The 22523-nt window shown below is 66.3% G+C and carries 24 protein-coding genes; 8 read left to right on the top strand and 16 right to left on the bottom strand.

The window, feature by feature from the left end:
* Positions 1 to 14: 14 nt before the first annotated feature.
* Entirely contained in the window at positions 15 to 188 is a 174-nt protein-coding gene (locus tag BS38_RS24455) for a CsbD family protein (RefSeq protein WP_043437703.1), read from the top strand.
* A 64-nt stretch (positions 189 to 252) separates the two neighbouring features.
* On the opposite strand, the gene BS38_RS0105165 is transcribed toward BS38_RS24455, so the two are convergent.
* From BS38_RS0105165 to BS38_RS0105140, 6 genes are read right to left on the bottom strand one after another with little or no spacing between them, the layout of a single operon-like run.
* Positions 253 to 1731, bottom strand: a complete 1479-nt coding sequence (locus BS38_RS0105165) for a mannitol dehydrogenase family protein (RefSeq protein WP_028269824.1) — start codon at positions 1729 to 1731, stop codon at positions 253 to 255.
* Positions 1732 to 1734: 3 nt separating this feature from the next.
* The gene (locus tag BS38_RS0105160) at positions 1735 to 2685 is read right to left on the bottom strand and encodes a carbohydrate kinase family protein (RefSeq protein ID WP_028269823.1); all 951 of its coding nucleotides are present in this window, start codon (positions 2683 to 2685) and stop codon (positions 1735 to 1737) included.
* Between the two features lie 2 nt (positions 2686 to 2687).
* Complete coding sequence (locus BS38_RS0105155) at positions 2688 to 3746, bottom strand: NAD(P)-dependent alcohol dehydrogenase (RefSeq protein WP_043437700.1); 1059 nt, start codon at positions 3744 to 3746, stop codon at positions 2688 to 2690.
* A gap of 38 nt (positions 3747 to 3784) precedes the next feature.
* Positions 3785 to 4717: a carbohydrate ABC transporter permease gene (locus tag BS38_RS0105150; protein WP_028269821.1), complete on the bottom strand. Its 933-nt coding sequence runs from the start codon at positions 4715 to 4717 to the stop codon at positions 3785 to 3787.
* Complete coding sequence (locus BS38_RS0105145; RefSeq protein WP_028269820.1) at positions 4714 to 5682, bottom strand: carbohydrate ABC transporter permease; 969 nt, start codon at positions 5680 to 5682, stop codon at positions 4714 to 4716. Before BS38_RS0105145 ends, BS38_RS0105150 begins: the two co-directional genes overlap by 4 nt.
* A 26-nt stretch (positions 5683 to 5708) precedes the next feature.
* Positions 5709 to 7055 carry an ABC transporter substrate-binding protein gene (locus BS38_RS0105140; protein ID WP_028269819.1) on the bottom strand — a complete coding sequence of 449 codons (1347 nt, stop codon included), beginning with the start codon at positions 7053 to 7055 and terminating at the stop codon, positions 5709 to 5711.
* A gap of 272 nt (positions 7056 to 7327) precedes the next feature.
* Here BS38_RS0105140 and BS38_RS0105135 point away from each other — a divergent pair, with 272 nt between their 5' ends.
* From BS38_RS0105135 to BS38_RS0105125, 3 genes are all read left to right on the top strand, one after another.
* Positions 7328 to 8260 (top strand): AraC family transcriptional regulator, encoded by a 933-nt coding sequence (locus BS38_RS0105135; protein ID WP_081818816.1) that lies wholly within the window; start codon positions 7328 to 7330, stop codon positions 8258 to 8260.
* 91 nt (positions 8261 to 8351) lie between these two features.
* Entirely contained in the window at positions 8352 to 8651 is a 300-nt protein-coding gene (locus BS38_RS0105130) for a DUF4193 domain-containing protein (protein ID WP_028269817.1), read from the top strand.
* A gap of 67 nt (positions 8652 to 8718) precedes the next feature.
* Entirely contained in the window at positions 8719 to 9102 is a 384-nt protein-coding gene (locus BS38_RS0105125; protein WP_028269816.1) for an RNA-binding S4 domain-containing protein, read from the top strand.
* 22 nt (positions 9103 to 9124) lie between these two features.
* On the opposite strand, the gene BS38_RS0105120 is transcribed toward BS38_RS0105125, so the two are convergent.
* The 8 genes from BS38_RS0105120 to BS38_RS0105085 form a co-directional block, all read right to left on the bottom strand.
* On the bottom strand, positions 9125 to 10186 hold the full coding sequence (locus BS38_RS0105120) for an L-idonate 5-dehydrogenase (RefSeq protein ID WP_028269815.1): 1062 nt from the start codon (positions 10184 to 10186) through the stop codon (positions 9125 to 9127).
* Positions 10186 to 10956, bottom strand: a complete 771-nt coding sequence (locus BS38_RS0105115; RefSeq protein WP_028269814.1) for an SDR family oxidoreductase — start codon at positions 10954 to 10956, stop codon at positions 10186 to 10188. Before BS38_RS0105115 ends, BS38_RS0105120 begins: the two co-directional genes overlap by 1 nt.
* A gap of 137 nt (positions 10957 to 11093) precedes the next feature.
* On the bottom strand, positions 11094 to 12035 hold the full coding sequence (locus BS38_RS0105110) for a 2-hydroxyacid dehydrogenase (protein ID WP_028269813.1): 942 nt from the start codon (positions 12033 to 12035) through the stop codon (positions 11094 to 11096).
* A 43-nt stretch (positions 12036 to 12078) separates the two neighbouring features.
* Positions 12079 to 12828: an SDR family oxidoreductase gene (locus BS38_RS0105105; protein ID WP_028269812.1), complete on the bottom strand. Its 750-nt coding sequence runs from the start codon at positions 12826 to 12828 to the stop codon at positions 12079 to 12081.
* A 95-nt stretch (positions 12829 to 12923) separates the two neighbouring features.
* A complete protein-coding gene (locus BS38_RS0105100) occupies positions 12924 to 14261 on the bottom strand; it encodes an MFS transporter (protein ID WP_028269811.1) in 1338 nt (445 codons plus the stop codon).
* A 55-nt stretch (positions 14262 to 14316) separates the two neighbouring features.
* Positions 14317 to 15330, bottom strand: coding sequence for a biotin-dependent carboxyltransferase family protein (locus BS38_RS0105095; protein ID WP_028269810.1), 1014 nt, complete (start codon positions 15328 to 15330; stop codon positions 14317 to 14319).
* Positions 15327 to 16052 carry a 5-oxoprolinase subunit B family protein gene (locus BS38_RS0105090; protein ID WP_028269809.1) on the bottom strand — a complete coding sequence of 242 codons (726 nt, stop codon included), beginning with the start codon at positions 16050 to 16052 and terminating at the stop codon, positions 15327 to 15329. The genes BS38_RS0105095 and BS38_RS0105090 overlap by 4 nt, the downstream gene beginning before the upstream one ends.
* Before the next feature lies 1 nt (position 16053).
* Entirely contained in the window at positions 16054 to 16842 is a 789-nt protein-coding gene (locus tag BS38_RS0105085; protein ID WP_028269808.1) for a LamB/YcsF family protein, read from the bottom strand.
* A 487-nt stretch (positions 16843 to 17329) separates the two neighbouring features.
* Between BS38_RS0105085 and nac the strand changes: the two genes are divergently transcribed.
* Together nac and BS38_RS0105075 are read left to right on the top strand one after the other, a co-directional pair.
* Positions 17330 to 18250: a nitrogen assimilation transcriptional regulator NAC gene (gene nac, locus BS38_RS0105080; RefSeq protein WP_028269807.1), complete on the top strand. Its 921-nt coding sequence runs from the start codon at positions 17330 to 17332 to the stop codon at positions 18248 to 18250.
* A 159-nt stretch (positions 18251 to 18409) separates the two neighbouring features.
* A complete protein-coding gene (locus BS38_RS0105075) occupies positions 18410 to 18607 on the top strand; it encodes a hypothetical protein (RefSeq protein ID WP_197024900.1) in 198 nt (65 codons plus the stop codon).
* A gap of 145 nt (positions 18608 to 18752) precedes the next feature.
* On the opposite strand, the gene BS38_RS0105070 is transcribed toward BS38_RS0105075, so the two are convergent.
* Together BS38_RS0105070 and BS38_RS0105065 are read right to left on the bottom strand one after the other, a co-directional pair.
* Positions 18753 to 19430, bottom strand: coding sequence for a 4-carboxy-4-hydroxy-2-oxoadipate aldolase/oxaloacetate decarboxylase (locus tag BS38_RS0105070; RefSeq protein WP_028269805.1), 678 nt, complete (start codon positions 19428 to 19430; stop codon positions 18753 to 18755).
* A gap of 25 nt (positions 19431 to 19455) precedes the next feature.
* On the bottom strand, positions 19456 to 20664 hold the full coding sequence (locus BS38_RS0105065) for an aspartate transaminase (protein ID WP_028269804.1): 1209 nt from the start codon (positions 20662 to 20664) through the stop codon (positions 19456 to 19458).
* A 237-nt stretch (positions 20665 to 20901) separates the two neighbouring features.
* Here BS38_RS0105065 and BS38_RS0105060 point away from each other — a divergent pair, with 237 nt between their 5' ends.
* Together BS38_RS0105060 and BS38_RS0105055 are read left to right on the top strand one after the other, a co-directional pair.
* Positions 20902 to 21438 carry a hypothetical protein gene (locus BS38_RS0105060; RefSeq protein ID WP_028269803.1) on the top strand — a complete coding sequence of 179 codons (537 nt, stop codon included), beginning with the start codon at positions 20902 to 20904 and terminating at the stop codon, positions 21436 to 21438.
* A gap of 308 nt (positions 21439 to 21746) precedes the next feature.
* Positions 21747 to 22523: a FadR/GntR family transcriptional regulator gene (locus BS38_RS0105055; protein ID WP_051628738.1), complete on the top strand. Its 777-nt coding sequence runs from the start codon at positions 21747 to 21749 to the stop codon at positions 22521 to 22523.

Genomic DNA, 22523 nt, shown 5'->3' with positions numbered 1-22523 from the left:
GAGGGAGTACCACCATGGGTCTGGGAGACAAGATCGAGAATGCTGCCGAGAAGCTGGGCGGCAAGGGCAAGGAAGCGGCCGGAGAGGCCAGCAACGATCCGGGCCTGAAAGCCGAAGGCCAGGCGGACCAGTCCAAAGCGGACCTGAAGCAGGCCGGCGAGAAGGTCAAGGACGCCTTCAAGGATTAGGCCGCCAAACAGAGGAAGGGTGCCGCCCGCATTGACGCGGGCGGCACCCTTCCTCGTTTCCGGCCTAAGAACGGGAAGCCAGGGCTTCCAGGGCCGCCCGGGCTCCGACGCGGTGGAGGTCGTTCAACGCCTGGGTGTAGGCGGCCACGAAGACGGGATTGTCGATCAGGTCCCCGAAAACCTCACGGTTGGCGATGAAGGCGAGCGGTTCCTCGCGCTGCCGGGCGGCCGCTGCCATCAGTGGTTCCTTGAGCCGGTCGACGACGTCGATGGGGTTTCCCTGCTCGTCGGTTCCTTCGTCGTACCGTGCCCAGCTGGCCACGATCGCCGCGGACCGGGCGATCCCGCCGCCTTGGGCGAGGTTGATGCGGATGACCGGAACCAGCCATTTGGGGATCCGGTCCGAGCTTTCAGCGCACAGCCGGGCCAGGGTGTCCCGGACGTGTTCGTTGGAGAACCGCTCGATCAGGGTCCGCTTGTAGGATCCGAGGTCGATGCCGGGAACGGGGTGGAGCGTTGGCGTGGCTTCCTTGTCCATGTAGTCGAGCAGGAACTGCCCGAACAGGGCGTCCTGGGCCACCTCGTGGGCGTAGCGGTAGCCGGCGAGGTAGCCGAAGTAGCACATGCCCTGGTGGCTGGCGTTGAGCAGGCGCAGCTTCATCAGTTCGTAGGGTTCCACGTCTTCCACCAGCTGGACGCCGGCATCCTCGAACGGAGGCCGGCCGAGGCTGAAGTGGTCTTCAAGGACCCATTGCTCGAACGGTTCGCACACCACCGGCCAGGCATCCTCGACGCCGAATTCTTCAGCAATCGCGGCGCGGTCGGCGTCGGTGGTCACCGGGGTGATGCGGTCCACCATGCTGTTGGGGAACGGAACATTGTTCTCCACCCAGGCCCCGAGGTCAGGGCCTTTGAGGTGCGCGAACGCGGTGAACATTGTGCGGGCCACATCCCCGTTGCCCTGGATGTTGTCGCAGGACATCACGGTGAAAGGTTCCAAGCCCCGTTCACGACGGCGGCGCAGCGCTTCGGTGACCAGGCCGAACGTTGTCCGCGGTGCGGCACCGGGCTGGAGGTCGTGGACCACGTCCGGGTTGCCGGCGTCGAACTCGCCGGTGACGTGGTGGAAGTTGTACCCGCCCTCGGTGACGGTGAGTGACACGATCCGGATTGCTTCCGAGGCCATTTTTTCGATGACGGCTTCGGGGTCCTCGGGGGCGAAGAGGTACTCGACGATCGAACCGATAACCCGTCCTTCCCGGGTTCCGTCCGGGTTCTTCACCACCAGGGTGTAGAGGCAGTCCTGGCTGTCCATCGTCTGCTTCATGCGGGCATCGCCGGGCAGGACCCCGACGCCGCAGATGGCCCAGTCATGCGCCTTGCCGGCGTTCATCAGCCGGTCCAGGTACATGGCCTGATGGGCGCGGTGGAAACCGCCCACGCCGAAGTGGACGATCCCGGCTGTCAGGCCGGAGCGGTCGTACGAGGGTACCGCCAGGGAACCGGACAGGCCGGAAAGTACGCTGGGTTCGAGTGCAGGCATTGTCTAACCTTCCGATGCAGTGAGGGAGCCGGTCAAGGAACCCAGTTCGGCTGACGCGGGCGGATTGGCGCCGGGCCGGGAACAGGTGACGGCCGCGGCCCTGTTCGCGTAGCCGGCCAAGGCGCGGAGTTCATCCGTGGTGATGTTCCGCAGGCGTGAGCGTGCGGGGGCGCCCAGCGCGTCCAGCTGCGCGAGTCCGGAGATCAGGGCCGCCATGAACGAGTCCCCCGCCCCGACGGTGTCCGCCACAGTGATGGCTTCCCCCGGCATTTCCACCCGGGCTCCGCTGCTGACGACCACCGGCCCCTCCGCCCCGCGGGTGAGGGCCACGATGGCCGGTCCGAGCTCGAGCCAGGCTGCCGCCGATTCCTCCGGCGTCCTGTCGGGGTAGAGCCAGGCCAGATCCTCATCGCTGGCCTTGACCACGTCACTGGCGGCAACAAAGAGTTCAGCCCGTGCGCGCGCCGCGGGTGCATCGGGGCTGATCCCGGGCCGGCAGTTCGGGTCGTAGCTGATGGTCGCGTGCCGCCGGGCCGCCTTCACGAGGGCAAGCGTCGCCTGGTCCCCCGGCGCCAGCACGGCAGCGATTGAACCCGTGTGTACGTGCTCCGAACCCTCCACAGCGGCCAGTGCCGGAAGTGATGCCCCGTTGATGTCCCAGCCGATGTCGAACGCGTAGGTGGCGGCGCCGTCTGGATTGAGCGTTGCGGTTGCGGTTGACGTGGGTGCGCTGCCGCCCCTGACCACTGTGACGCCGTTGGCCAGCAGGTGCCCTTCGATCATGAGCCCGTACCGGTCAGCTGCATAGTGCGTCACGAGGTTCGTTGCCAGGCCCAGGCGGGCAGCCCCCACTGCCACGTTGAGGGGGCTGCCGCCGGGGTGTGCCCGGACGTCCTGCGGCCGGCGCGGGTCGCTGATGATGTCCACAAGGGATTCGCCGATGACGGTGATCATGCTCAGCGCCCCGGGTAGACCACGGCTTTGAGCTGTCCGGGCTGCTTGCCGGCTTTAAGCGCGTCCTCGGAGTCGGCGAGGGCGAACCTGCCGGTGACCAGGATGTCCAGGTCCACTTTTCCGTCGGCGATCAGCTGGATGGCCAGCGGCCAGGTGTTGGTGTAGCGGAATACTCCGGAGAGCCAGATCTCCCGGTTCTGGATGTACGAGACGGGGAGTTCGACGTCGTCCGCCCCCAGCCCGACCAGAATCACCTTCCCGGCCGGTCCCACCGCCTTGATGCCGGAACGGACCGCCTGCGGTGCGCCGGAAGCGTCGATGAAGGCGTCGACGTCGAGCCCCTCCACACTGTCCGTCCTGGCGTTCAGCGCGTGGGTTGCGCCGTGTTCCAGGGCGAAGGCCAGCCGGTCTTCGGCGATGTCGCTGATGTAGATTTCGGTGGCGCCGAAAGCACGGGCGGCCTGGGCGGCGATGATGCCGATCGGACCGGCGCCGGCGATCAGGACCCGGCTGCCGGGCTTGATTCCGGCGCGTTCGCAGGCCCAGAGCCCCACCGAGAGCGGTTCGATCAGGGCCGCTGCTTCGTCGCTGACGCTGTCCGGGATGTCGTAGGCGAAGTCGCTCTGGATGGTCACGTATTCGGCGAAGGCACCGTCGATCGGCGGCGTGGCGTAGAACTCGATGTCCGGGCAGAGGTTGTAGCGGCCGGCTTTGCACTGCTTGCATTTGCGGCAGGGGCGCTGGGGTTCGACGGCGACCCGCCGGCCGATGCGCCCGGGGTCCACGGCGCTTCCGACGGCGGCGATCCTGCCGGAGAGTTCGTGGCCCAGGATCAGCGGGTGGTCCACCACGTAGTCGCCGATCCGGCCGTGCTCGTAGTAGTGGACGTCGCTGCCGCAGACGCCGACGGCGGCGACCTGGACCAGGACCTGGTCGGCGTCGAGTTGCGGGACGGGCAGGGTTTCCATGGCCATCTCGCCCTGGCGCTTCAGGATGGCGGCGCGCATCGTGGTTGGTAGTTGCGGGTGGGCCACGGTGGACTGCGTGGTTGATGTTGTCATCGAAGTACTCCTGTGGGAATCGAAAGGGGGTGGTGGTGTTACTTGACGGCGCCGAGCGAGAGTCCCTGGACGAGCTTGTCCTGGGCGGCAAAGCCGGCGAAGAGCACCGGCAGGGAGATCACGACGGCGGCGGCGCAGACTTTGGCGAGGAAGAGTCCCTGGCCTGAGACAAAGCCGGTCAGGAAGACCGGGGCGGTGCCTGCCACCACGCCAGTGAGGACCCGTGCCAGCAGCAGTTCGTTCCAGCTGAAGATGAAGCAGATCAGGGCGGTCGCGGCGATGCCGGGCATGGCCACGGGGGCGATGATCTTCCGGAGGGTCAGCAGCAGGTTGGCGCCGTCGATCTGGGCGGCTTCGAGCATCTCGACCGGTACTTCCGCGAGGAATGACCGCATCATCCAGACCGCGATGGGAAGGTTCATGGACGTGTACATCAGGATCAGGAACCAGATGTTGTCCAGGGCGCCGACGGTCCTGGCGAACAAGTAGAGCGGCAGGATCGCGGCCACCACGGGCATCATCTTCGTGGACAGGAAGAAGAACATCACGTCGGTCCACTTCTTCACCGGCCGGATGGACAGGGCATATGCCGCAGGGATGGCCAGGACCAGGACGAGGACCGTGGACAGGATCGAGGCGGTGGCCGAATTGATCAGCGCAGGCCACGGGCTGACGCCGGAGGTTTCCCCGAAAAATTCCCGGTAGGCGTCCAGGGTGAGATTGGCGGCGATAGACGGCGGGTTCGTTGCTGCATCGGTTTCGGAGTGGAAGGACGTCAGGATCATCCACACCACCGGGGCGGCAAAGAGCAGGGCGAGCAGCCAGGCCGCGAGCCCGGCCGCGGTGTTGTTGCGGGTGGGATCCATGCGGGTCTTGCCGCGCCGCGGCGGGCGGCCGCCATTCAACGCCGTGGCTGATCCGGACCGGGCAGAGCCCGTATTGCGGGGCGCGGCGGGGGTGAGGGTGCTCATCGTGCTGCCTCCTTCTTGAAGAGTGAAAAGACGGTGCGGAGTGCGAATGTGGCCACGATGATGGTGCCGATGACCACCACGACGCCGGCGGCGGAGGCCAGGCCGTATTCGTTGGCGAAGTAGAACGTCTGGTAGATCGCGTAGGGAAGGTTGGCAGTGCCCAGTCCGCCTGCGGTGAGGGTGAACACGGCGTCGAAGTTCTGCACGATGTAGATCGCCCCGAGCAGGCCGCCCAGCTCCAGGTACTGGCGCAGGTGCGGCAGCGTGAGGTGCCGGAAGATGGCCCATGGTGTAGCGCCGTCCATCTGCGCTGCTTCCACGGTGTCCATGGGCCGTGACTGCAGGCCGGCCAGCAGGATGAGCATCATGAACGGCGTCCACTGCCAGACCAGCGAGACGATGACGGCCATCATGGGTGCCTGGGACAGGAGGTCCAGCTGCGGCGCCGCTGCGCTGCCAAACAAGGACCAGACCCAGGTCAGGATGCCGTTGATCAGCCCGTAGGTGGGGTTGAGCAGGGCGTGCTTCCAGATCAGCGCCGCGGCTACGGGAACCACCAGGAACGGGGCGATCAGCAGGGTCCGCGCCAGTCCGCGTCCGACGAACTTCTTATCCAGCAGCAGGGCCAGGCCCAGGCCGACGAGCAGGCTTACCAGGACCACGGAGACGGTCAGGAGGATGGTTGTGAAGATTGCCTGGCGCAGGTCCGGATCCGTGAGGACCGTGACGTAGTTTTCCAACCCGGCAAAGGCGGTCTTGTCCGGGCTGAGGCTGTTCCAGTTCAGGAACGAGATGATCAGCGTCACCACAAACGGAAGCTGGGTGACGACGATCAGGAAGATCAGGGCCGGCAGCAGCGGCGCGCGCCGTGCCCAGGCCAGCGCACGCTCACGTGATTTGGCACTCTTGGAGGGGGTGGCTGCGCTGCGTCCCGATCGGGAGATACGCGCCGTTGCGGTAGTCATGGGATTCTCCTGCTGTTGGGTTGTTGCTACTTGTACTTATTGCCGACTTTTTGTGCGGCTTCCTGGCCCTTGGCCAGCGCATCAGCCACGGAACCCTGGCCGGCGATGGCGGAGCTGACGCCCTGGGACACGTTGGTGCCGAGGGCGGCGAACTCGGGAATGCCGACAAACTGGATGCCGACGGCCGGGCGTTCCTGCGCGCCGGGGTTCTTCGGGTCCGCGTTCTCGATGGCGAAGCGCTCTGCTTTGAAGAACGGCGCCGCCTTCTGGAATTCGGCGTTCTCGTAAGTGGAGATGCGCTTGCCGGAGGGCACCTTCGCCCAGCCGAGCTTGGCGGCGACAAGTTCCTCGTATTCCTTGGAGCTGGCCCAGGCGATGAACTTCCCGGCAGCATCCTGCTTCTTTGAGGCTGCCTGCATGGCCCAGGACCAGGTCCACAGCCAGCCGGAGGACTTGGTTTCCTTGATCGGGGCCTGGGCATAGCCGATCTTGCCCTTCACGGGTGATGCTTCGGCTTCCAGGGCTCCGGCGGCGGAGGTGGCGTCGTACCACATGGCCACTTTGCTTTGGCTCATGTTGTTCAGGCACTCGGTGAAGCCGGCCTGGGCCGCGCCCAGTTCACCATGCTCGCGGACCAGCTTGGTATAGAACTCGACTGCCTCGGTGAATTCCGGGGAGTTGACCTGGGCGTTCCAGTCCTTGTCGAACCAGGTGCCGCCGAACGTGTTCACCACGGTGGTCAGCGGCGCGAAGACCTGGCCCCAGCCGGGCTGGCCGCGCAGGCAGATCCCCTTCATTCCCGGAGCGGCCCCGTCCACCTTCGCCGCTATGTCCGCCACCTCATCCCAGGTGGGCTTCTCCGGCATGGTCAGGCCCTTGGCGTCCAGGATGTCTTTCCGGTACATCAGGAAGGACGATTCGCCGTAGAACGGTTCGCCGTAGAGCTTGCCGTCCTCGCCTGTGAGGGACGCCGTGTAGGCGGGCAGGATGTCGCCCTGCTCGAAGGCCGGGTCCGCGGCCACTTTGTCCAGGGGAGCGAGCCAGCCGTTGGCGGAGTAGAACGGGATCTCGTAGTTGGACAGCGACGCGACGTCGTACTGTCCGGCCTGGCTGGAGAACTCCTGGCTGATCTTGGCCCGGACGTCGTTCTCCGGCAGGATCGTGTAATTGACCTTGACGCCGGTTTCCTTGGTGAAATTCTCCGCGGTGAGCCGCTGCAGGTCCTCCATCTGAGGGTTGTTCACCATCAGGACATTGATGCTGTTCGGGTCGCCAGCGGAATTGCCTCCGCCGGCACCTGCACAGGCCGAGGCACTCAGCGCGACGCACAAAGCGCCGGCGGCCAGGGTCGCAGCACGCATTTTTGAGCGCATTCAAGGACTCCTTTGTTCTTCAGGGGTGCGCGGTCCCCGCACTCGACTGCCATGTCGATGTACCGGACCGGACGGGGCTGGTGGCCGGGAAATCCGGGGGTGCCCCGCTGTTGTTCCTCAACGATAGGGCTGTGGGACAGCGCACAACTAGCGCCGTGGTTGCCAGTTTCTGATACTAATTTTCCGCACCGGCCCCTGGGTGAGGCGATAATCTGGGGAGAGGCAGTCACGATGCGTCCATTTTTCATAAACCCAGAACGTGGAGAACCACTATGAGTGCTGCGGACCTCACCGACGGAGCAGAGGGAGCGACCGCCCGGCTGGCCGAAAGGCTGCTGGGGATGCGGGCCAACAGGGAAGTCATCCCGCCCGACCCGAACCACTCGGTCCGGTGGCACCAGCACGACTACCCCAGCCCCGTGGCACGGTGGAACTACCATCCCGAGTACGAGATCCACCTCATCCGGAAGGGCACCGGGAAGTTCATCGTCGGGGACCACATCGGCACCTTCGAGGCCGGGCAGGTCTCGCTTGTCGGGTCCGGGCTGCCGCACGACTGGGTCAGCGACCTGGAGCCCGGCGAAGTGCTGGAGAACCGTGACGCCGTCATCCAGTTCGACGCCAAATGGGTTGAGCAGACGGCGGCTCTTGTCCCCGAAATGGCCGAGGTCAAGCCGCTGCTGGACCAGTCGGCACGGGGCATAGAATTCCTGGGGCGCTCGGCGGAGACCGCCGCCGCAGCCATCGAAGCGATGGGTTCCACCACCGGCCTGGAGCGGCTCCGCCACCTCCTGGAACTCTTTGCGGTCCTTGCCCGCGCCCCGCAGGATGAACGGCGATACCTCGCCGACGAATGGTTCCGGCCCCAGCTGGACAGCCAGGCCGCCGCCGTCGTCGATATTGTCCTGGAGTACGTTTTCGGCAACCACGCCGGCACCGTCAAGATGTCCGAGGCCGCGGCGCTGGTTGGCATGCCGGAACCAACCTTCTCGAAGTACTTCAAGCGCGCCACCGGCCAGAACTTCAGCGACCTGGTCCGCAAGCTTCGGCTCGCCCATGCCCGCCGCCTGCTCGAGCACAGCGATAAGGCCGTCTCCGAGATCTGCTACGAGGTGGGTTTCTCCAACCTGTCCAACTTCAACCGGCACTTCCTCAACGACGCCGGCGAAACCCCGCGGGCCTACCGCCAGCGGCTACACGGCTGACCTTTCAAGTTTCCGCTCGAATGGCTAAGATGTTTTTCCTTCAGACGGTGAGCAGACGCCGTCTTCGTCTTCTCCAAGGAGAGACCGGCACATGGCAACCGACTATGACGCACCTCGGGTGAGCACAGAGGACGAGGCAAACGCCACGACCGACGTACTTAAGCCTGAACGCTCTGCCGCATCGACGTCGCAAATCGACGTTGATGAGTCCGACCTGGCCGACTCCTTCGAGCTGCCGGGGGCGGACCTGTCCCACGAGGAACTCCTCGTGCAGATCATTCCCGTCCAGAAGGACGAGTTCACCTGCATGTCCTGCTTCCTGGTCCACCACCGCAGCCAGTTGGCCCGCGAGAAGGACGGCAAGAAGTACTGCAAGGACTGCGAAGGCTAGGCGTCTGGCCTGGGCCGGCCCCCAACGACGGTTGACGGCCGGGTGGCCCGCTATAGTGGCAGCAGCCATGACCAGCCTTCCGTCCGCCCCCGCCACAGTCCGCCTCGATGCCTGGCTGTGGGCCATCCGCGCCTATAAGACCCGTTCAGCTGCCACGGCAGCCTGCCGCGCCGGGCACGTCCGGCTGAACGGAAACCCGGCCAAGGCGTCGCAGTCCCTGGTGCCGGGCGACACCGTCCGGGTCCGCCAGCCGGGATATGAACGGATCCTCGAAGTCCGTCGGCTGATCGCCAAGCGGGTGGGCGCCGAGGCGGCCGCGCACTGCTTCACCGACCACACCCCGCCGCGGCCCGAAGCGCCCGCGCTCGGTCTCCCGCAGCGCGACCGCGGAACCGGCCGGCCCACCAAGAGGGACCGCCGCGAAATGGAACGCCTGCGCGGGCCTGCCTAGGCGTGGGCCTGGGCGGACTGTCCTAGCCGGTGGCCCCGAAACTCAGGAGTACCTTGCCGGATTCGGCGGAGTTCCGGGCCATTTCAAAGGCTTCCAGGGCGTCCTCCAGCGGGTATTCGTGGGTGATGACCGGGTCGATGAGCAGGGTGCCGTCGGCGAGGGCCGTGATGACGTCGTCGATCTCGTCGTTGAAGCGGAAGGAGCCCTTCAGCTCCAGTTCGCGGGTGATGGCGAGTGAGATCAGGACAGGTTGCGGGCCGGCGGGCAGCAGGCCCACCATCACCACGGTGCCGCCGCGGGCGGCGCCCTGGATGGCGGAGGCCAGGCCGTGGTGATTGCCGGAGGATTCAATCACGACGTCGGCCTCGACCGCGGCGATCGCCGCCGCGTCGGAGGCGGCGAGCACGTCGTCCGCTCCCACGGCCGCCGCGATGTCCAGCGGTTTGGCGTGCATGTCCACAGCCACGATCCGCCGGGCACCGGCCCGTTTCAGCACCGCGACGGCCAGTGCTCCGATGGGGCCGCTGCCGATCACCAGGGCCGTTTTGCCGCTGACGTCCCCGGCCCGGGCCACCGCATGCCAGGCCACGGAGGCGGGCTCGATCAGCGCCGCGGTCCGCAGACTAAGGCCTGCCGGCAGTGCCCGGAGCATCCGTGCCGGCAGGTTCACGTACCGGCTGAAGGCGCCGTCGGTGTGCGGGAAACGGGCAGCGCTGCCCAGGTACGTGCACCCCGGTGAGAGGTTGGGCCGGTCCGCCGGATACCGGGCCGCGCCCGGGCCGGGCGTGGCCGGATGGACAGCAACCGGGGTCCCCGCGGCCGGTCCGGTGCCGTCCGCCGCGCCCTGCAGCACCGTGCCGACAATCTCGTGCCCCAGCACCAGCGGCGCCTTCAGGATCGATTCCCCGGCCGCACCGTGCAGCCAGTAATGCAGGTCCGAACCGCAGATACCGCCGTAAGCCACTTCGACGACGGCCTCCTCCGGAGCAGGCGTCCCAAGAGGCACGTCCTCGATCCGGAGGTCACCGGCCGCATGCGCCACCACGGCCGGGCCGCCGGCAGGAAGCTGGTGAACTCCGCCCATCAGACCACCACCGTCATTCCACCGTCAATGAAAATGGTCTGCCCGTTCACGAAGTCCGAGCCGCTGGAGGCAAGCCACACCGCCGGCCCGGCCAGGTCCTGCACGGTCCCCCACCGGTGCGCCGGAGTCCGGCCCAGGATCCAAGCGTTGAACTGCTCATCGTCCACGAGGTTCTGCGTCATCTCGGTATGGATATAGCCCGGCGCGATCCCGTTGATCTGCAGGCCCGAGGCCGCCCATTCCGCGGTCATCGCCCGGGTCAGGTTCCGCAGCCCGCCCTTCGCCGCGATGTACGGGGCGATCGTGGGCCGGGCCAGGTCGGTCTGCACCGAACAGATGTTGATGATCTTCCCCCGCCCGCGCGGGATCATGTGCCGCGCCGCCTCACGCCCCACCAGGAACGCGCTCGTCAGGTCCGTGGAGATCACCCGCTCCCAGTCCGCCACATCCAGCTCCAGCATCGGCACCCGGTGCTGGATCCCCGCGTTGTTCACCAGGATCTCCAGCGGACCCACGTTCTCCTCCACCCACGCCACACCCCGCGCCGCCCCGGCATCGGACGTGACATCGAACGCGCAGCTGTGCACCCGCCCCGGCGGATACCCGGCCGCCATCGCAGCCTCCGCCGCCTTCAACCGCTCAACATTAATGCCGTTCAACACCACCGTCGCCCCCGCATCCGCCAGCGCCCGCGCCAGCGCATTGCCGATCCCCCGGCTCGAACCGGTCACCAGGGCAACACGCCCCGTCAGATCAAAAAGTGAATTCATGGAAAGAGCAGCTCCTTCGCCGCGGTCTGCGCGGTATCGCGCTGGTAGTCGGTCGTTGGTGGCGCGAACGTACACTTGCGGCCCTTCGAGGAGGGGCGCCAAGTGTCCGTTCGCGCTTGGTGGGTGGGCGCTTGTGGCTAGAAGGGGCCTCTCTGCACCAGGTTGGCCGGAGCCTGCCCGGCGGCCAGGGCTTCGAGCTGCTGCCTCAGGAGCTTCAGGATCCGGGGCTGGAACGCCGACGCGTTGCCGCCGATGTGGGGCGTGATCAGCGCGTTCGGCGTGGACCACAGCGGGTGGTCCTGGGGCAGCGGTTCGGGATCAACGACGTCGAGCGCGCACTGCAGGCGCCCGGACAGGACTTCCTTGGTCAGGGCAGCCGTGTCCACCACGGCGCCGCGGCCCACATTGACCACCAGGGCACCGTCCGGGAGGGCGGCGAGGACTTCTTCGCCGATCAGCTGGTGGGTCTGCTGGTTCAGGGGCAGCACGGAAACCAGGATGTCGTGCGACGCGGCGAGCGCGGTCAGTTCGGAAGACCCGTGAACCTCGCCGTGCTCATCCGTGCGCGCAGAGCTTCCCACCCGCGTGACGGCGACCTCGAACGGCGCCAGGCGCAGGGCAATTTCGTGCCCGATCCCGCCGACACCCACCAGCAGAACCCGCCGGTCCGCCAGCGACTGGCGCCGTTCCGGGCGCCACAGCCCGTACTGCGAATCGCGGACGGCCTGGTCGATGCCGCGCAGCTTCGCCAGGATCAGCCCCACGGCCAGTTCGGCGGTGGCGGCGGCGTGGACGCCGGAGGCGCTGGCCACGCTGGCCGCCGGACCGGCGGCCTCGATCACGCCGTCGTATCCGGTGGACTGCGTCTGGACGTACTTGAGGTTGGGGACGCCGGCAAGGGACCCCAGCACGGCGGAGGCGTCGATGTACGGAAGGATGACGCCGTCGATCTCACTGAGCGTCCCGCCGTCGGGATCTGCCTTCAAGTCCCACACCACTCCCCTCAGCCCTTCGGGAAGGGGCGAGAGATCGTCCAGGAGCTGCTGGTCGGGGAAGCTGACGGTGCGGACTGTTTGCATCGGGAAAACCTGTTTCAATCGGTGGTGGTTGGGGCGGGGGCCGTTAGCGGCGGTCGAAGGTGAGGCCGCCGGGGACCTGGAAGGTTGGCATGAGTTCGAGCATGCCGACATTAACGTGGCGTGGTGTTTCGATCGCGTAGTCCATCGCGTTGACGATGTCGTCCGTGGTCAGCGATTCGTACCCTTCGTAATACGTCTTCCACGCCTCTTCCATGGCTTCGGGAGTGCCGCCCATGTTGCGGCCGAAGATCTCCGTTTCGACGCGTCCGGGGCAGATTTCGGTGACGCGGATGCGCTTGCCCACCGTGTCGTTGCGCAGCTGCCGGGAGACCTGGTGCACTGCCGCTTTGGTGGCGTGGTAGACCGTGTGGCCGTAGAAGTTGTACACCCCGGCGATGGAGCTGATGTTGATGACGTGGCCGCGGTCCCGCTCCACCATGCCCGGCAGCACCAGCCGGGTCAGCTGCAGCAGGCCGCGCAGGTTGACGTCCACGAGTTCGTCGATGTCGCTCTCGCTGGAGTCCAGGATGTTCCCCGGCCGGGACACCCCGGCGCAGTTCACCAGGACATCCACTTTAAGATTTCCGACGGCGGCAGCCAGCGCCGCCGTGTCGGTCAGGTCCACTACATGGGGAATCGCACCGGTCTTGTCCGCCAGTTCGGTCAGGCGCTCCTCGTTGCGGGCGAGGGCGTGGACGGTGAGTCCCCGCTTGGCCAGGCGTTCTGCGATCGCGGCGCCCATGCCGGTGGATGCGCCGGTGACGAGGGCAGTTGAATAGTCTGAGAAAGGCATGGAAGTCTCCTGTGGGTGCAGCGCAGTTGATGCCCCGCAATTGGTGCAGTGCACTGCCGGCGGGGGCAGTGCACTGCTGTTCGGATGGGTGGGGTTTAGGCGTCGCGGAGGGGCAGGTGCGCCCGGTCCTTGACCGTGCTGACGGCGGCGAGGGTGCCCAGTGCCGTGATCACGGCGTAGAAAGCGGGCATGTAGATGTTGCCGGTGGAGGAAATGAGCCAGGTCATCAGCAGCGGGGCGGTGCCGCCAAAGAGTGCCGAGGAGATGTTGTAGCCCAGGCCGTAGGCGGAGTACCGGACGCGGGTGGGGAACAGTTCAACGATGAGGATGTGGATCACTGCGGTGTGGCCGGCGAAGACGACGGCCATGATGCAGGCGCCCAGGATGGCCAGCGCCATTTCTCCGGTGGCGATCAGGGCGTAGGAGGGGATGCCGAGGACTGCCATGGCGATCGCGGAGCCGGCGATGACCTTCTTGCGTCCCACGCGGTCGGAGAGGGCGCCCATGAACGGGATGGCGATGCAGATGACCACCAGGCTGCAGGCGGTGACGAGGAGTGCTTCGCCGATGGTGAAGTTGAGCTGCTTGCCCTTCAGGAAGGTGGGCATGTAGGAGAAGAGGACGTAGTAGCCGGAGCCGTTCATCAGCGGGATGAACAGGGCCAGGAGCATGGCGCGGCGGTGTTCGGCGGAGGCGAAGGCTTCCTTCAGCGGGTTCTGGGACAGCCCGCCTTCTTCCTTGAGCTTCTCAAAGTTCGGGGTGTCGCTGATGGCCTTGCGGATGTACCAGCCGATGATGCCCATGGGGATGGCAACCAGGAACGGGATGCGCCAGGCGAAGGCACCGAAGCCGCCGCCGTCGATGGCTGCCTGGGTCAGCCAGGGTGACATGGAGTAGGCCACGAGCGTGCCGGTGAGCAGGGCTGCGAACGAGGCGATCTGGGCGTAGGAGGTGATGATGCCGCGCTTGCCTTCCGGTGCGTGCTCGGCGAGGAAGGTCATGGCGCCGGCGGCTTCACCGCCAACGGAGAAACCCTGCAGCATGCGGAGCAGCACCAGGAGGATCGGGGCGGCAATGCCGATGGCCGAGTAAGCCGGCAGCAGGCCGATGCCCGCCGTGGCAACGCTGATCAGCAGAATGACAAAGACCAGGAGCTTCTGGCGCCCGATGCGGTCCCCCAGGAACCCGCAGACCACGGCGCCGAGGGGGCGCACGAAGAATGACACGGCGTAGCCGGCGAAGACAAACAGCAGGGCGTTGTCCGGGTTGCCTGGCGCCAGGAAGACGAGGGCAAGCGTTCCCGCCATGAAGGCGAAGATGCCGTTGTCGTAGAGCTCCACGAAAATGCCGACGCAGCCGGCCGTAACAACTTTGCGGGTCTGCTTGCTGCTGAGCCGCTCTTGCGGCTGGGCCGCGTGCGTAGAAGTTGACATGGCTTTCCTTACTAAGGGGGATGGTAACAAGGCTTTGGATCTGACGCGAGGGGTGTTAGCTTCCGGCCGCCGGGGCGAACTGTTGCCAGCTCGGCCGGCTGCCGATGCCGAGGAGGGCAAAGACTGTGCTGACGGTGGAACGGAGGTTTTCCAGCTCCCGTAGGGCCGCCCTGTGCTTCGCCGTGGCGTCGGGGACGGTGGTCCTGCGGAAAGTTATGGTGTGACCCGGCCTGGCCTGGGCCAGCACATCCAGCGAGCGGGTGGTGACCACTGCGAGGACCGGATAGCCTGCGGTAACGCCGCGGCCCCGGTGCAGCACCAGGAGTTCATCCCGGGACGGCACCTCGATCGCTCCGACCGGGACGCCGCGGGAAAGCACTTCGGCGCCCGACTGGCGTTCGGGGAGGTCCCCGCCGAGGCGCAGTCCGATGTGGTTGCTCCGGGCGCTGACGGTGTATTCGGTGCTGTAGAGCAGGTCCGCGGTGTCGCCGAATTCGTCCACGTCGGGCCCGTCCGTGACCTCCACCACCGCATGGCTGCTGAATTCGGGCCGGGTCAGTCCCAGCCGGAACAGCGGGAGGTCGAAGTACGGCTGCCGGATCGGCGGGACGCTTCGCGAGGTCTTGAGTTCGGTGCCGTCGGTCAGTCGAAGACCGAAACCGATGACGGTGTCCGGGGCGCAGCTTCCCAGGAGGACGGGTGCCTCCACCGAGCCGTGGACGGCAAGGTAGGCGCGGAGTCCGCCGGTGATCTGGCGCAGCGCCACGGTTTCCCCTGCCCGCACGGAGATCGGTTCCCATTGCTGGCATTCGCGCCCGTCCACCGTGAGCCGCAGGGGTGCTCCCGTGACGGCGACCAGGATGTCGGTGGTGGCCCGCATCCGGAAATCCAGCGCGGTGATCTCCAGCAGGGGCGCGCTGTCCGCATTACCGGTGAGGATGTTGGCCGCGCGTGCGGAGAACTGGTCCAGAGCACCGTTGACGGGCAGCCCGAACCGGGGTCCGCGGAAACGGCCCAGGTCGGTGACCACGGAGTTGCCGGACTGCTGGATGACCAGGGAGCCGCTCATTGTGCCGCCTCCAGTTTCCGGCCGGCGTAGGTGGTGAATTCTTCGGGCCGGATCGGGTGGAACCTCAGCAGATCGCCGGGAAGGTAGGGAACCAGCGGTTCGCTGGTGACGTCCAGGACTGCCAGCGGCGTCTGGCCGATGACGCACCATCCGCCGGGGGCCATGGCCGGGGCGATGACTGCCTGCCGGCCCGCGACGGCCACGGCACCTGCCGGGACGGACAGGCGGGGGTCCTTCAGCCGCGGCACGGGGAGCGGAAAATCGGGGCCGTCCATCATGGGTGAGCCGGCAGGGGCGCCAAGGCAGCGGATCACGTAGGACTTTGCAGTGTGCAGTGCGATGATCTCCTCGACGGGCAGCTGCTCGTGCTCTGCCACGCGTTCCAGGTCCGGACCATATTCACCGCCGTACACCACGGGGACGCTGAACTCCCGCGGAGCCCGGGCCGGGGCACCGATGAAGTCGAGCTGGCGCATTCCCAGCAGGACAAAGGCACGGACCTGGCGCGCGGAGGTGACCCCGGGATCGAATTCCACGAGCAGGGAGTCGTAGGTGGGCACGGCGCCGTGGACGCCGTCGGCCCCTGCAGCTTCCAGCCATCCGGCGAGGGCATGGACGGTGCTCCAGTTGGCCTCGCGGTCCGGTGACGAGGCGACGACGCGCAGTGCGGCGTCCCCGGACTCGAAGACTTCCACCGGGGTCGGCGTTGCGGTGGCGGGCATGTCAGGCTGCCTTCACTTTGGCGGCCAGGACCTGCGCGACGGGGGCGATGGTCACGCCGGCGCGTTCCAGTTCGGCGCGGACTGTGCGGGCCAGCTGGACGGCGCCGGGAGTGTCACCGTGCAGGAGGACGGTGTCGGCGACGATCCGCAGGTCGGTCCCGGACACCGTTTCGATGAGCCCTTCGCAGACCATCCGGATGGTGCGGTCCACTATGGCCGACGGATCGTGGATGACGGCGCCGGGGCGGCTTCGCGGCACCAGCGTGCCGTCTGCCTCGTAGGCGCGGTCGGCGATGCCGACGATGGCGACCGGGAGCTGCCGCAGCGCAGCGGCGTCGGCAAGTTCGCCGTCCTGGGCCAGGACGATCAGATTCGGGTTGATGCGGGCGGCGGCGTCGGCCACGGCTTCCGCATAGTCGGCGCGGGTGGCCACCAGGTTGCCGAGGCGTCCGTGCGGTGCGATGTGGGCGACGCCGGAGCCGTGGTACGCGGCGAAGGCGCTCAGTGCGCCGAACTGGTAGAGGATGTCGTTGCGGACTTCGTCGGCGGTGAGGTCCATGGCCCGGCGGCCGAAGCCCCGGAGGTCGGGGAAGCTGGGGTGCGCCCCGATGCTGACGCCGCGCCGCACGCATTCGGCGACCGTGGCGTTCATGATGTCGGGGTCTCCGGCGTGGAATCCGCAGGCGATGTTGGCGCTCGAGACCACCTCGAGCAAGGCCGCGTCGTCGCCCATCGAGTAGGCGCCGAAGCCTTCTCCGAGATCTGCCACGAGATCAACTGTGGGTCCCATGTGAGCCCTCCTGGGATGTTGGCTGCACAGCTGCGCAGCGGGGCGCAGAGTTCAGCTTCCGGTAGTGAAGTGAATTCCGGGAACGTGCCCGGTACGGGGCTTGCGGTCCGGCAGCCCGGACTGCCGGGCTTCTGTCAAAAAGTCTGGCATTGCGAATTGGCTCACACAAAGACGTAATCCATGTCACGGGATAGGCGCTGGTTATGACGGGTGCGCCGTAGGGTGCTGCCATCATTCGTGCCACCTCGTTCCAATCATCAGGCTCCGCCTTGTCACCGCGTTTTCGCGAATACATTCAAGGTAGGGACCGTATATTTCAGAAATGTAAAAGGGAACGGCTTCCCCGGTAAATCCCATTAGCATGCGAAATGCATCTGACGTCATCGTGAAATTGCATATCAACCCTGCGGGTAGAATGTACGATTAATGAATTGGCATCCGGTTATGACCTTCCCGGGGTCTGGACGCCGCGAAGAGAGAAGGCGCCATGGATACGCGGAAGCTTGCGTACTTTGTCCAGATTGTGGATTCGGGCAGCATCACCAAGGCCGCAGCGGCGCTGCACGTGGCGCAGCCTGCCCTGAGCCAGCAGGTGTCGGCACTGGAAACCGACCTCAAGCAGCGGCTCCTGATCCGCAGCAAGCAGGGCGTCAAGCCCACCGCCGCGGGGCACACCCTGTACCGGCATGCCCAGTCCATCCTGCGGCTGGTGGAGCAGGCACGCCAGGACGTTGCCGCGTCCGGAGCCGCGCCGTCCGGCCGCGTCTCCATCGCGATCGCGCCGTACAGCATGGCCTCCAGCCTGACGCCGCGGATCATCGGCGAAGTGGGCCGCCGGTACCCGGAAATAATCCTGCACGTCACGGAAATTTACGGCGGCGTCCTGAGCGAGGCCATCAAGAACGGCCGGCTGGACATGGCGCTCATTTACGAGCCGGGCCCCATCCGCGGCGTTCAGTTCACCACGCTGATCGTGGAGGACCTGCATTTTGTGGTGAACGCCAACAGATCCGATGTGGCAGCCGGAAAAGGTGAAATTTCGCTGGAGGACGTGGCGCGTTTCGGGCTATTCCTTCCCGAGAAGATCCACACCCTGCGGCAGGTTGTCGAAACGGGATTCACCAGCAAAGGGCTCACGCTCCAGTTGGTGGGCGAGGTGGAGTCCGTGCCGTCCCTGGCCCGGCTCCTCCGCGCAGACCTGGGCGCCACCATCATGCCCAAGTCGGCCGCGGACGCCCTGTTCCATGAGGAGGACTTCCATGTCCTGCGGATTGTGGATCCGGCGCTGCAATGCAAAATCGCGCTGTGCACCCCTGATCACGACCCCCTCTCGGAAGCCGCCTCTGCGGTCCTGCTGGTCCTGAAGGAAATGCTCCAGGAAATGCTGAGCAACAAATACGCGCGGTAATCCGTCCATAGCATCCGCTTATTAGGCCACTCATCATTAGTCTTAGTATCAGGGCGCTCCCGAATCTAGAATTAAAGGGAAGCCGAGGAATTGCGGCAGTTACTTTTGTAATGAATTTATTGGGAGGCCGCCGTGAAAAAGATCAGCACTATACGAAGAATGTCCGACACACGCCCGGGACTCGCGGCCAGAACAGGTTTCCACTGCCCGGCCAACGGCTTTTGGCGCCCCGAGGACCGCTCCACGGATGCCGTCTTCATCTTCGAAGGCAGCATCATGCCGGCAGGAAGTGCCGGATCTACGGTCTGGTATTTGGAGGGCACGGCCGCTGCCCAGCCCCGCCACCCGGCCCGGTAGGTTCCGGCGGCCACGGAGACTCCGCCACAAGGGACAGCGCGAACTGGCAGCTAATGCTTGTTCGCGCCGTCGTCCCGCACGCCAATGCCGCCGCACGGGAGATTTTCCCGTACGACGGCGGTGCTGCCGCGGCTGGCGCGATCGGTCAGGCCTCTTCGACGAGCAGTCCCTTGGACTTCAGGACGTCGGTGAGGTTGCACAGCTCGATGGTGGTTCCGCCGGCCTGGTAGAGGCTGATGAGTTCGCGCTCGGCGTCGTCGCGCTCCTGCGAGAGGCGGATGACTTCCTCGATCTCGTCCTTCCGGACCACCACCACGCCGTCCGCGTCACCGCGGAGCACGTCGCCGGGGTAGATGATCTCGTCGCCGAAGACCACGGGGTGGTTGATGGGGCCGATGGTTTCCTTCACGGTGCCCTTGATGGAGATGCTGCCGGAGAAGACGGGCAGCCCCAGTTCGATGAGGTCCTGGGTGTCGCGGACGCCCGAGTCGGTCACCAGGCCGGCGAGGCCCTTTGCCTTCATGGCGTTGCCGAGGACGTCGCCGAAGGTTCCGGCTTCCTCGTACTCCCCTGCCGCGGCCAGGATGACGTCCCCGGCTTCGGCGTAGTGGATGGCCACCTGCAGCATGAGGTTGTCCCGCGGGGCGCAGCGCACGGTGACGGCCGGGCCGCAGAAGGACATGGCGCGGTCGATCGGCTTGATCCTGGAGCTGAGGGCGCCCTTGCGGCCCTGTGCCTCGTGGATCGTGGCGGACGAGAACTTCGCGAGGCGGCTGACCGCGTCGGCTTCGGGTCGTTCGATGGTGGTTTTGACGTGGATCACGGCGTTTTCCTTCGGTGGGTTTGGATCAGTTGAGGGCCCGGACGGCCTTGTCGATGGCCGCGATGGACTCGTCGATGACGTCGAGGCTGGTGGCGTAGGAGATGCGGAAGTAGGGTCCCAGCCCGTAGGCCGATCCCTGGATGACGGCGACGGAAGCCGCCTCGAGGAGGTAGAGGGTGAAGTCCTCGTCGGTGGCGATGACCTGCCCCTCGGTGGTGGTCTTCCCGATGACTCCCGCACAGTTGACGTAGGCGTAGAAGGCGCCTTCCGGCGTCGTGCATGACAGCCCGTCGACGGCGTTGAGCGCCGCGACTGCCGCATCGCGCCGGCCGCGGTAGGTCTCGAGGCTTTCCTGCACGAAGCGCTGGCTGCCCGTGAGGGCGGCGGCAGCGGCGGCCTGGCTGACGGAGGACGGGCAGGAGGAGATCTGCGACTGAAGCTTGTTGATCGCGGCGATCAGCGGGGCCGGTCCTGCTGCGTAGCCCAGGCGCCAGCCGGTCATGGCGTAGGCCTTGGACACGCCGTTGACCGCCAGGATGCGGTCCTTCAGTTCCGGGGCCACCTCCACCAGGTTGGAGAGCTTGCCTGTGCCGAAGTAGATCTGGTCGTAAATCTCGTCCGTCAGGATCTGGACGTGCGGGAAGCCGGCCAGGACGTCGGCCAGCGCGCGCAGTTCCGCCGGGGAGTAGACGGCGCCGGTGGGGTTCGACGGCGTGTTCAGGATGACCCATTTGGTGCGCTCGGTGAGGGCCCCGGCCAGTGCCCCGGGTGTGAGCTTGAATCCCGTCTCCTCGCCGCAGGCAACGATCACCGGCGTGCCCTCGTTGGCGAGCACCATGTCCGGGTAGGAGACCCAGTACGGGGCGGGCACCACGACTTCGTCGCCGGCGTCCAGGGTGGCCATGAAGGCGGTGAAGATCACCTGTTTGGCGCCGCCGCCGATGGTGATCTCGGCGGGGGTGTAGTGGATGCCGGTGCGCAGCTCGAGGGTCTGGAGGATCGCCTGCTGCAGGGCGGGGGTTCCGGTGACGGACGTGTACTTGGTTTCCCCGCGGGTGATCGCTTCAATGGCGGCCGCTTTAATGTGTTCCGGGGTGTCGAAGTCCGGCTCCCCGACTGTCAGGTCCAGGATCCGGCGCCCTTCCGCCTTCAGCTCTCGCACGCGGGCCGCGGCGGCCACGCTGGCGGATGACTTGATGCGGGACACCCGTGATGCAGGTTCAAATTTAGGCATGGTCTCTTCCTACGGATTCAGGAGGGAGCGGTACTCGCTTCCTTCGACCCTAGGGAATCCTGGCGCGTCTGGATAAGACCTAAAGTGCGTGGACGGATAAGCGTCCCTTATGGCCCGCGCCCACATTTTTTGGTTATGGCTCCACGCAGGATTGGTATTTCCGCGGGCGGATTCTTGTGTCTAGCGTTTTAGGTACACCGGCCCGCCTGGCGGGATTTCCGACCTGAGGAGTGCCTTTTGGCCGTTCTGCACCCCGTTGATTTACCCGCGGCCGACGGCGGCTTCTACCGTTACCGGGGACGGCGTAAGGCTGACCGGGCTGCTGTCCAGGCGGAACGCCTCCGTCAGCTCCTCCGCGAGGACCGGCAGCGGATTTCGTTCAATGCCAGCAGCATGCGCGCCCTCTCGATCCGACTGAACCAGCACGTCGCACAGGCGCTGTGCGACGGGTTGAAGATCACCGCCCTCGCCAAGGCCGCGGGGCTGTCCCGCTGGGCTGTTCGGACCATCGGCCTGTCCAGTGACGAGCTGGCGCCGTCAGGGTTGCCGCCCGCGCAGCAGCTTGCGGCGATTGGTTCGTTGAAGTCAGAGCTGGCCACACTCGAGGCCTCGAAGGCGGACCTGGAGGGGCGCCGCTTGAAGCTCCTCGCCGCGGCGCGCAGGCTGGGCGTCATGGACGATTACGAGCTCGCGGCGCTCAGCGGGCTCCAGAGTGAGGCGATCCGGAAGATGACTTGGGGACTGCAGCCCGAGCCGGGAGTCGTCCCGGCTTAGCGGGCTGAAGACGGCGGCGGGCGGACGACGGCGGGACCTCCCGCCGTCGTCCGTTTTGCGTTGAGTACGGGCCACCTGAACCATTGGTATGACTCCCGGGAGCCATGCGCCCAACACGGCCAGCGCACTAATCCAGGTTGTTCTCCGCCGTTTCCGGCCCGCACCGATTTAATACTACGAACTTCGGTTACCCCGCCGCGGGCCGTTCCCTCACCCAAAACCGGAAATATGCAAGGATTGAAGGTAATAGGGAACGGCCGACGGCGGCCGCCTCCCGCTTCGGATGGACCGGCAGGAGGGCCCCGGGAATGCAGAGCACGGCGCTGTCCACGCGTTCACTGGATCTTCTGTTGCTGCTGCGGGGCAGCGAGCCCGAGGGGCTGGGCCGCGCCGACCAGGTCTCGTACCAGATTGAAACCGCAATCCTGATGGGCATCCTGACCGAAGGTGACCGGCTACCCACGGAATCCGTCCTTGCCGGAGAGCTGGGCATCTCGCCGATCACCCTTCGCCAGTCCCTTGCCGCCCTCCGGACCAAGGGCCTCATCGAAACCAGCCGCGGCCGCAGCGGCGGAAGCGTCATCCGCCGGCAGATCGAACTCACGGACACGCAGCTGCAGCACAAGCTCCGGGATACCAGCACTGAAGCCCTCCGAGACCTCGGGGATCTGGCGGCCGGCATCTCATCCATGTCCGCCCGGCTGGCCGCCGGCCGCGCAGACCCTCAAAATGTTGAGCATCTGGAAGAACTGGTGACGCGCCACCGGGACACCGCCGATGAACGGGCACGGCGGCGCATGGACGCCCGGTTCCATGTGGCCATCAGCATCGCTTCCCAATCCAGCAGGCTGACCTCGGCGACGCTGCAGCTTGAAGCCGAGCTGATGACCCTTTGGTGGGGAGACCCCGGCCAACCAGGCAACGAGGGTGACCTCGTTGAACAGCATGCGTCGATCGTCGAGGCGATCCGAAAGCGGGACGCCGACGCAGCGGCCACAGCGGCCGAGCATCACAGCCGGAGCGGAACGGAATATTTGATCGAGCAGCATCTCAGGCTGACGATGCAGGCTGAAGGAAGTGTGTGA

Source organism: Arthrobacter sp. UNC362MFTsu5.1, from assembly GCF_000685965.1.
Lineage (GTDB): Bacteria > Actinomycetota > Actinomycetes > Actinomycetales > Micrococcaceae > Arthrobacter.
The sequence above is the reverse complement of the archived record's forward strand: the minus strand, read 5'-3'. Positions and strand labels throughout refer to the sequence as shown.

What these genes read in the sequence shown, in the direction of transcription:
- BS38_RS0105130 (WP_028269817.1), top strand. Translation starts at nt 8,352, where the DNA reads ATGGCAACCGACTATGACGCACCTCGGGTGAGCACAGAGGACGAGGCA.
- BS38_RS0105155 (WP_043437700.1), bottom strand. Translation starts at nt 3,746, where the DNA reads ATGACAACATCAACCACGCAGTCCACCGTGGCCCACCCGCAACTACCA.
- BS38_RS0105135 (WP_081818816.1), top strand. Translation starts at nt 7,328, where the DNA reads ATGAGTGCTGCGGACCTCACCGACGGAGCAGAGGGAGCGACCGCCCGG.
- BS38_RS0105085 (WP_028269808.1), bottom strand. Translation starts at nt 16,842, where the DNA reads ATGGGACCCACAGTTGATCTCGTGGCAGATCTCGGAGAAGGCTTCGGC.
- nac (WP_028269807.1), top strand. Translation starts at nt 17,330, where the DNA reads ATGGATACGCGGAAGCTTGCGTACTTTGTCCAGATTGTGGATTCGGGC.
- BS38_RS0105125 (WP_028269816.1), top strand. Translation starts at nt 8,719, where the DNA reads ATGACCAGCCTTCCGTCCGCCCCCGCCACAGTCCGCCTCGATGCCTGG.
- BS38_RS0105065 (WP_028269804.1), bottom strand. Translation starts at nt 20,664, where the DNA reads ATGCCTAAATTTGAACCTGCATCACGGGTGTCCCGCATCAAGTCATCC.
- BS38_RS0105110 (WP_028269813.1), bottom strand. Translation starts at nt 12,035, where the DNA reads ATGCAAACAGTCCGCACCGTCAGCTTCCCCGACCAGCAGCTCCTGGAC.
- BS38_RS0105090 (WP_028269809.1), bottom strand. Translation starts at nt 16,052, where the DNA reads ATGCCCGCCACCGCAACGCCGACCCCGGTGGAAGTCTTCGAGTCCGGG.
- BS38_RS0105115 (WP_028269814.1), bottom strand. Translation starts at nt 10,956, where the DNA reads ATGAATTCACTTTTTGATCTGACGGGGCGTGTTGCCCTGGTGACCGGT.
- BS38_RS0105140 (WP_028269819.1), bottom strand. Translation starts at nt 7,055, where the DNA reads ATGCGCTCAAAAATGCGTGCTGCGACCCTGGCCGCCGGCGCTTTGTGC.
- BS38_RS0105100 (WP_028269811.1), bottom strand. Translation starts at nt 14,261, where the DNA reads ATGTCAACTTCTACGCACGCGGCCCAGCCGCAAGAGCGGCTCAGCAGC.
- BS38_RS0105150 (WP_028269821.1), bottom strand. Translation starts at nt 4,717, where the DNA reads ATGAGCACCCTCACCCCCGCCGCGCCCCGCAATACGGGCTCTGCCCGG.
- BS38_RS0105120 (WP_028269815.1), bottom strand. Translation starts at nt 10,186, where the DNA reads ATGGGCGGAGTTCACCAGCTTCCTGCCGGCGGCCCGGCCGTGGTGGCG.
- BS38_RS24455 (WP_043437703.1), top strand. Translation starts at nt 15, where the DNA reads ATGGGTCTGGGAGACAAGATCGAGAATGCTGCCGAGAAGCTGGGCGGC.
- BS38_RS0105095 (WP_028269810.1), bottom strand. Translation starts at nt 15,330, where the DNA reads ATGAGCGGCTCCCTGGTCATCCAGCAGTCCGGCAACTCCGTGGTCACC.
- BS38_RS0105165 (WP_028269824.1), bottom strand. Translation starts at nt 1,731, where the DNA reads ATGCCTGCACTCGAACCCAGCGTACTTTCCGGCCTGTCCGGTTCCCTG.
- BS38_RS0105075 (WP_197024900.1), top strand. Translation starts at nt 18,410, where the DNA reads ATGTCCGACACACGCCCGGGACTCGCGGCCAGAACAGGTTTCCACTGC.
- BS38_RS0105160 (WP_028269823.1), bottom strand. Translation starts at nt 2,685, where the DNA reads ATGATCACCGTCATCGGCGAATCCCTTGTGGACATCATCAGCGACCCG.
- BS38_RS0105055 (WP_051628738.1), top strand. Translation starts at nt 21,747, where the DNA reads ATGCAGAGCACGGCGCTGTCCACGCGTTCACTGGATCTTCTGTTGCTG.
- BS38_RS0105105 (WP_028269812.1), bottom strand. Translation starts at nt 12,828, where the DNA reads ATGCCTTTCTCAGACTATTCAACTGCCCTCGTCACCGGCGCATCCACC.
- BS38_RS0105145 (WP_028269820.1), bottom strand. Translation starts at nt 5,682, where the DNA reads ATGACTACCGCAACGGCGCGTATCTCCCGATCGGGACGCAGCGCAGCC.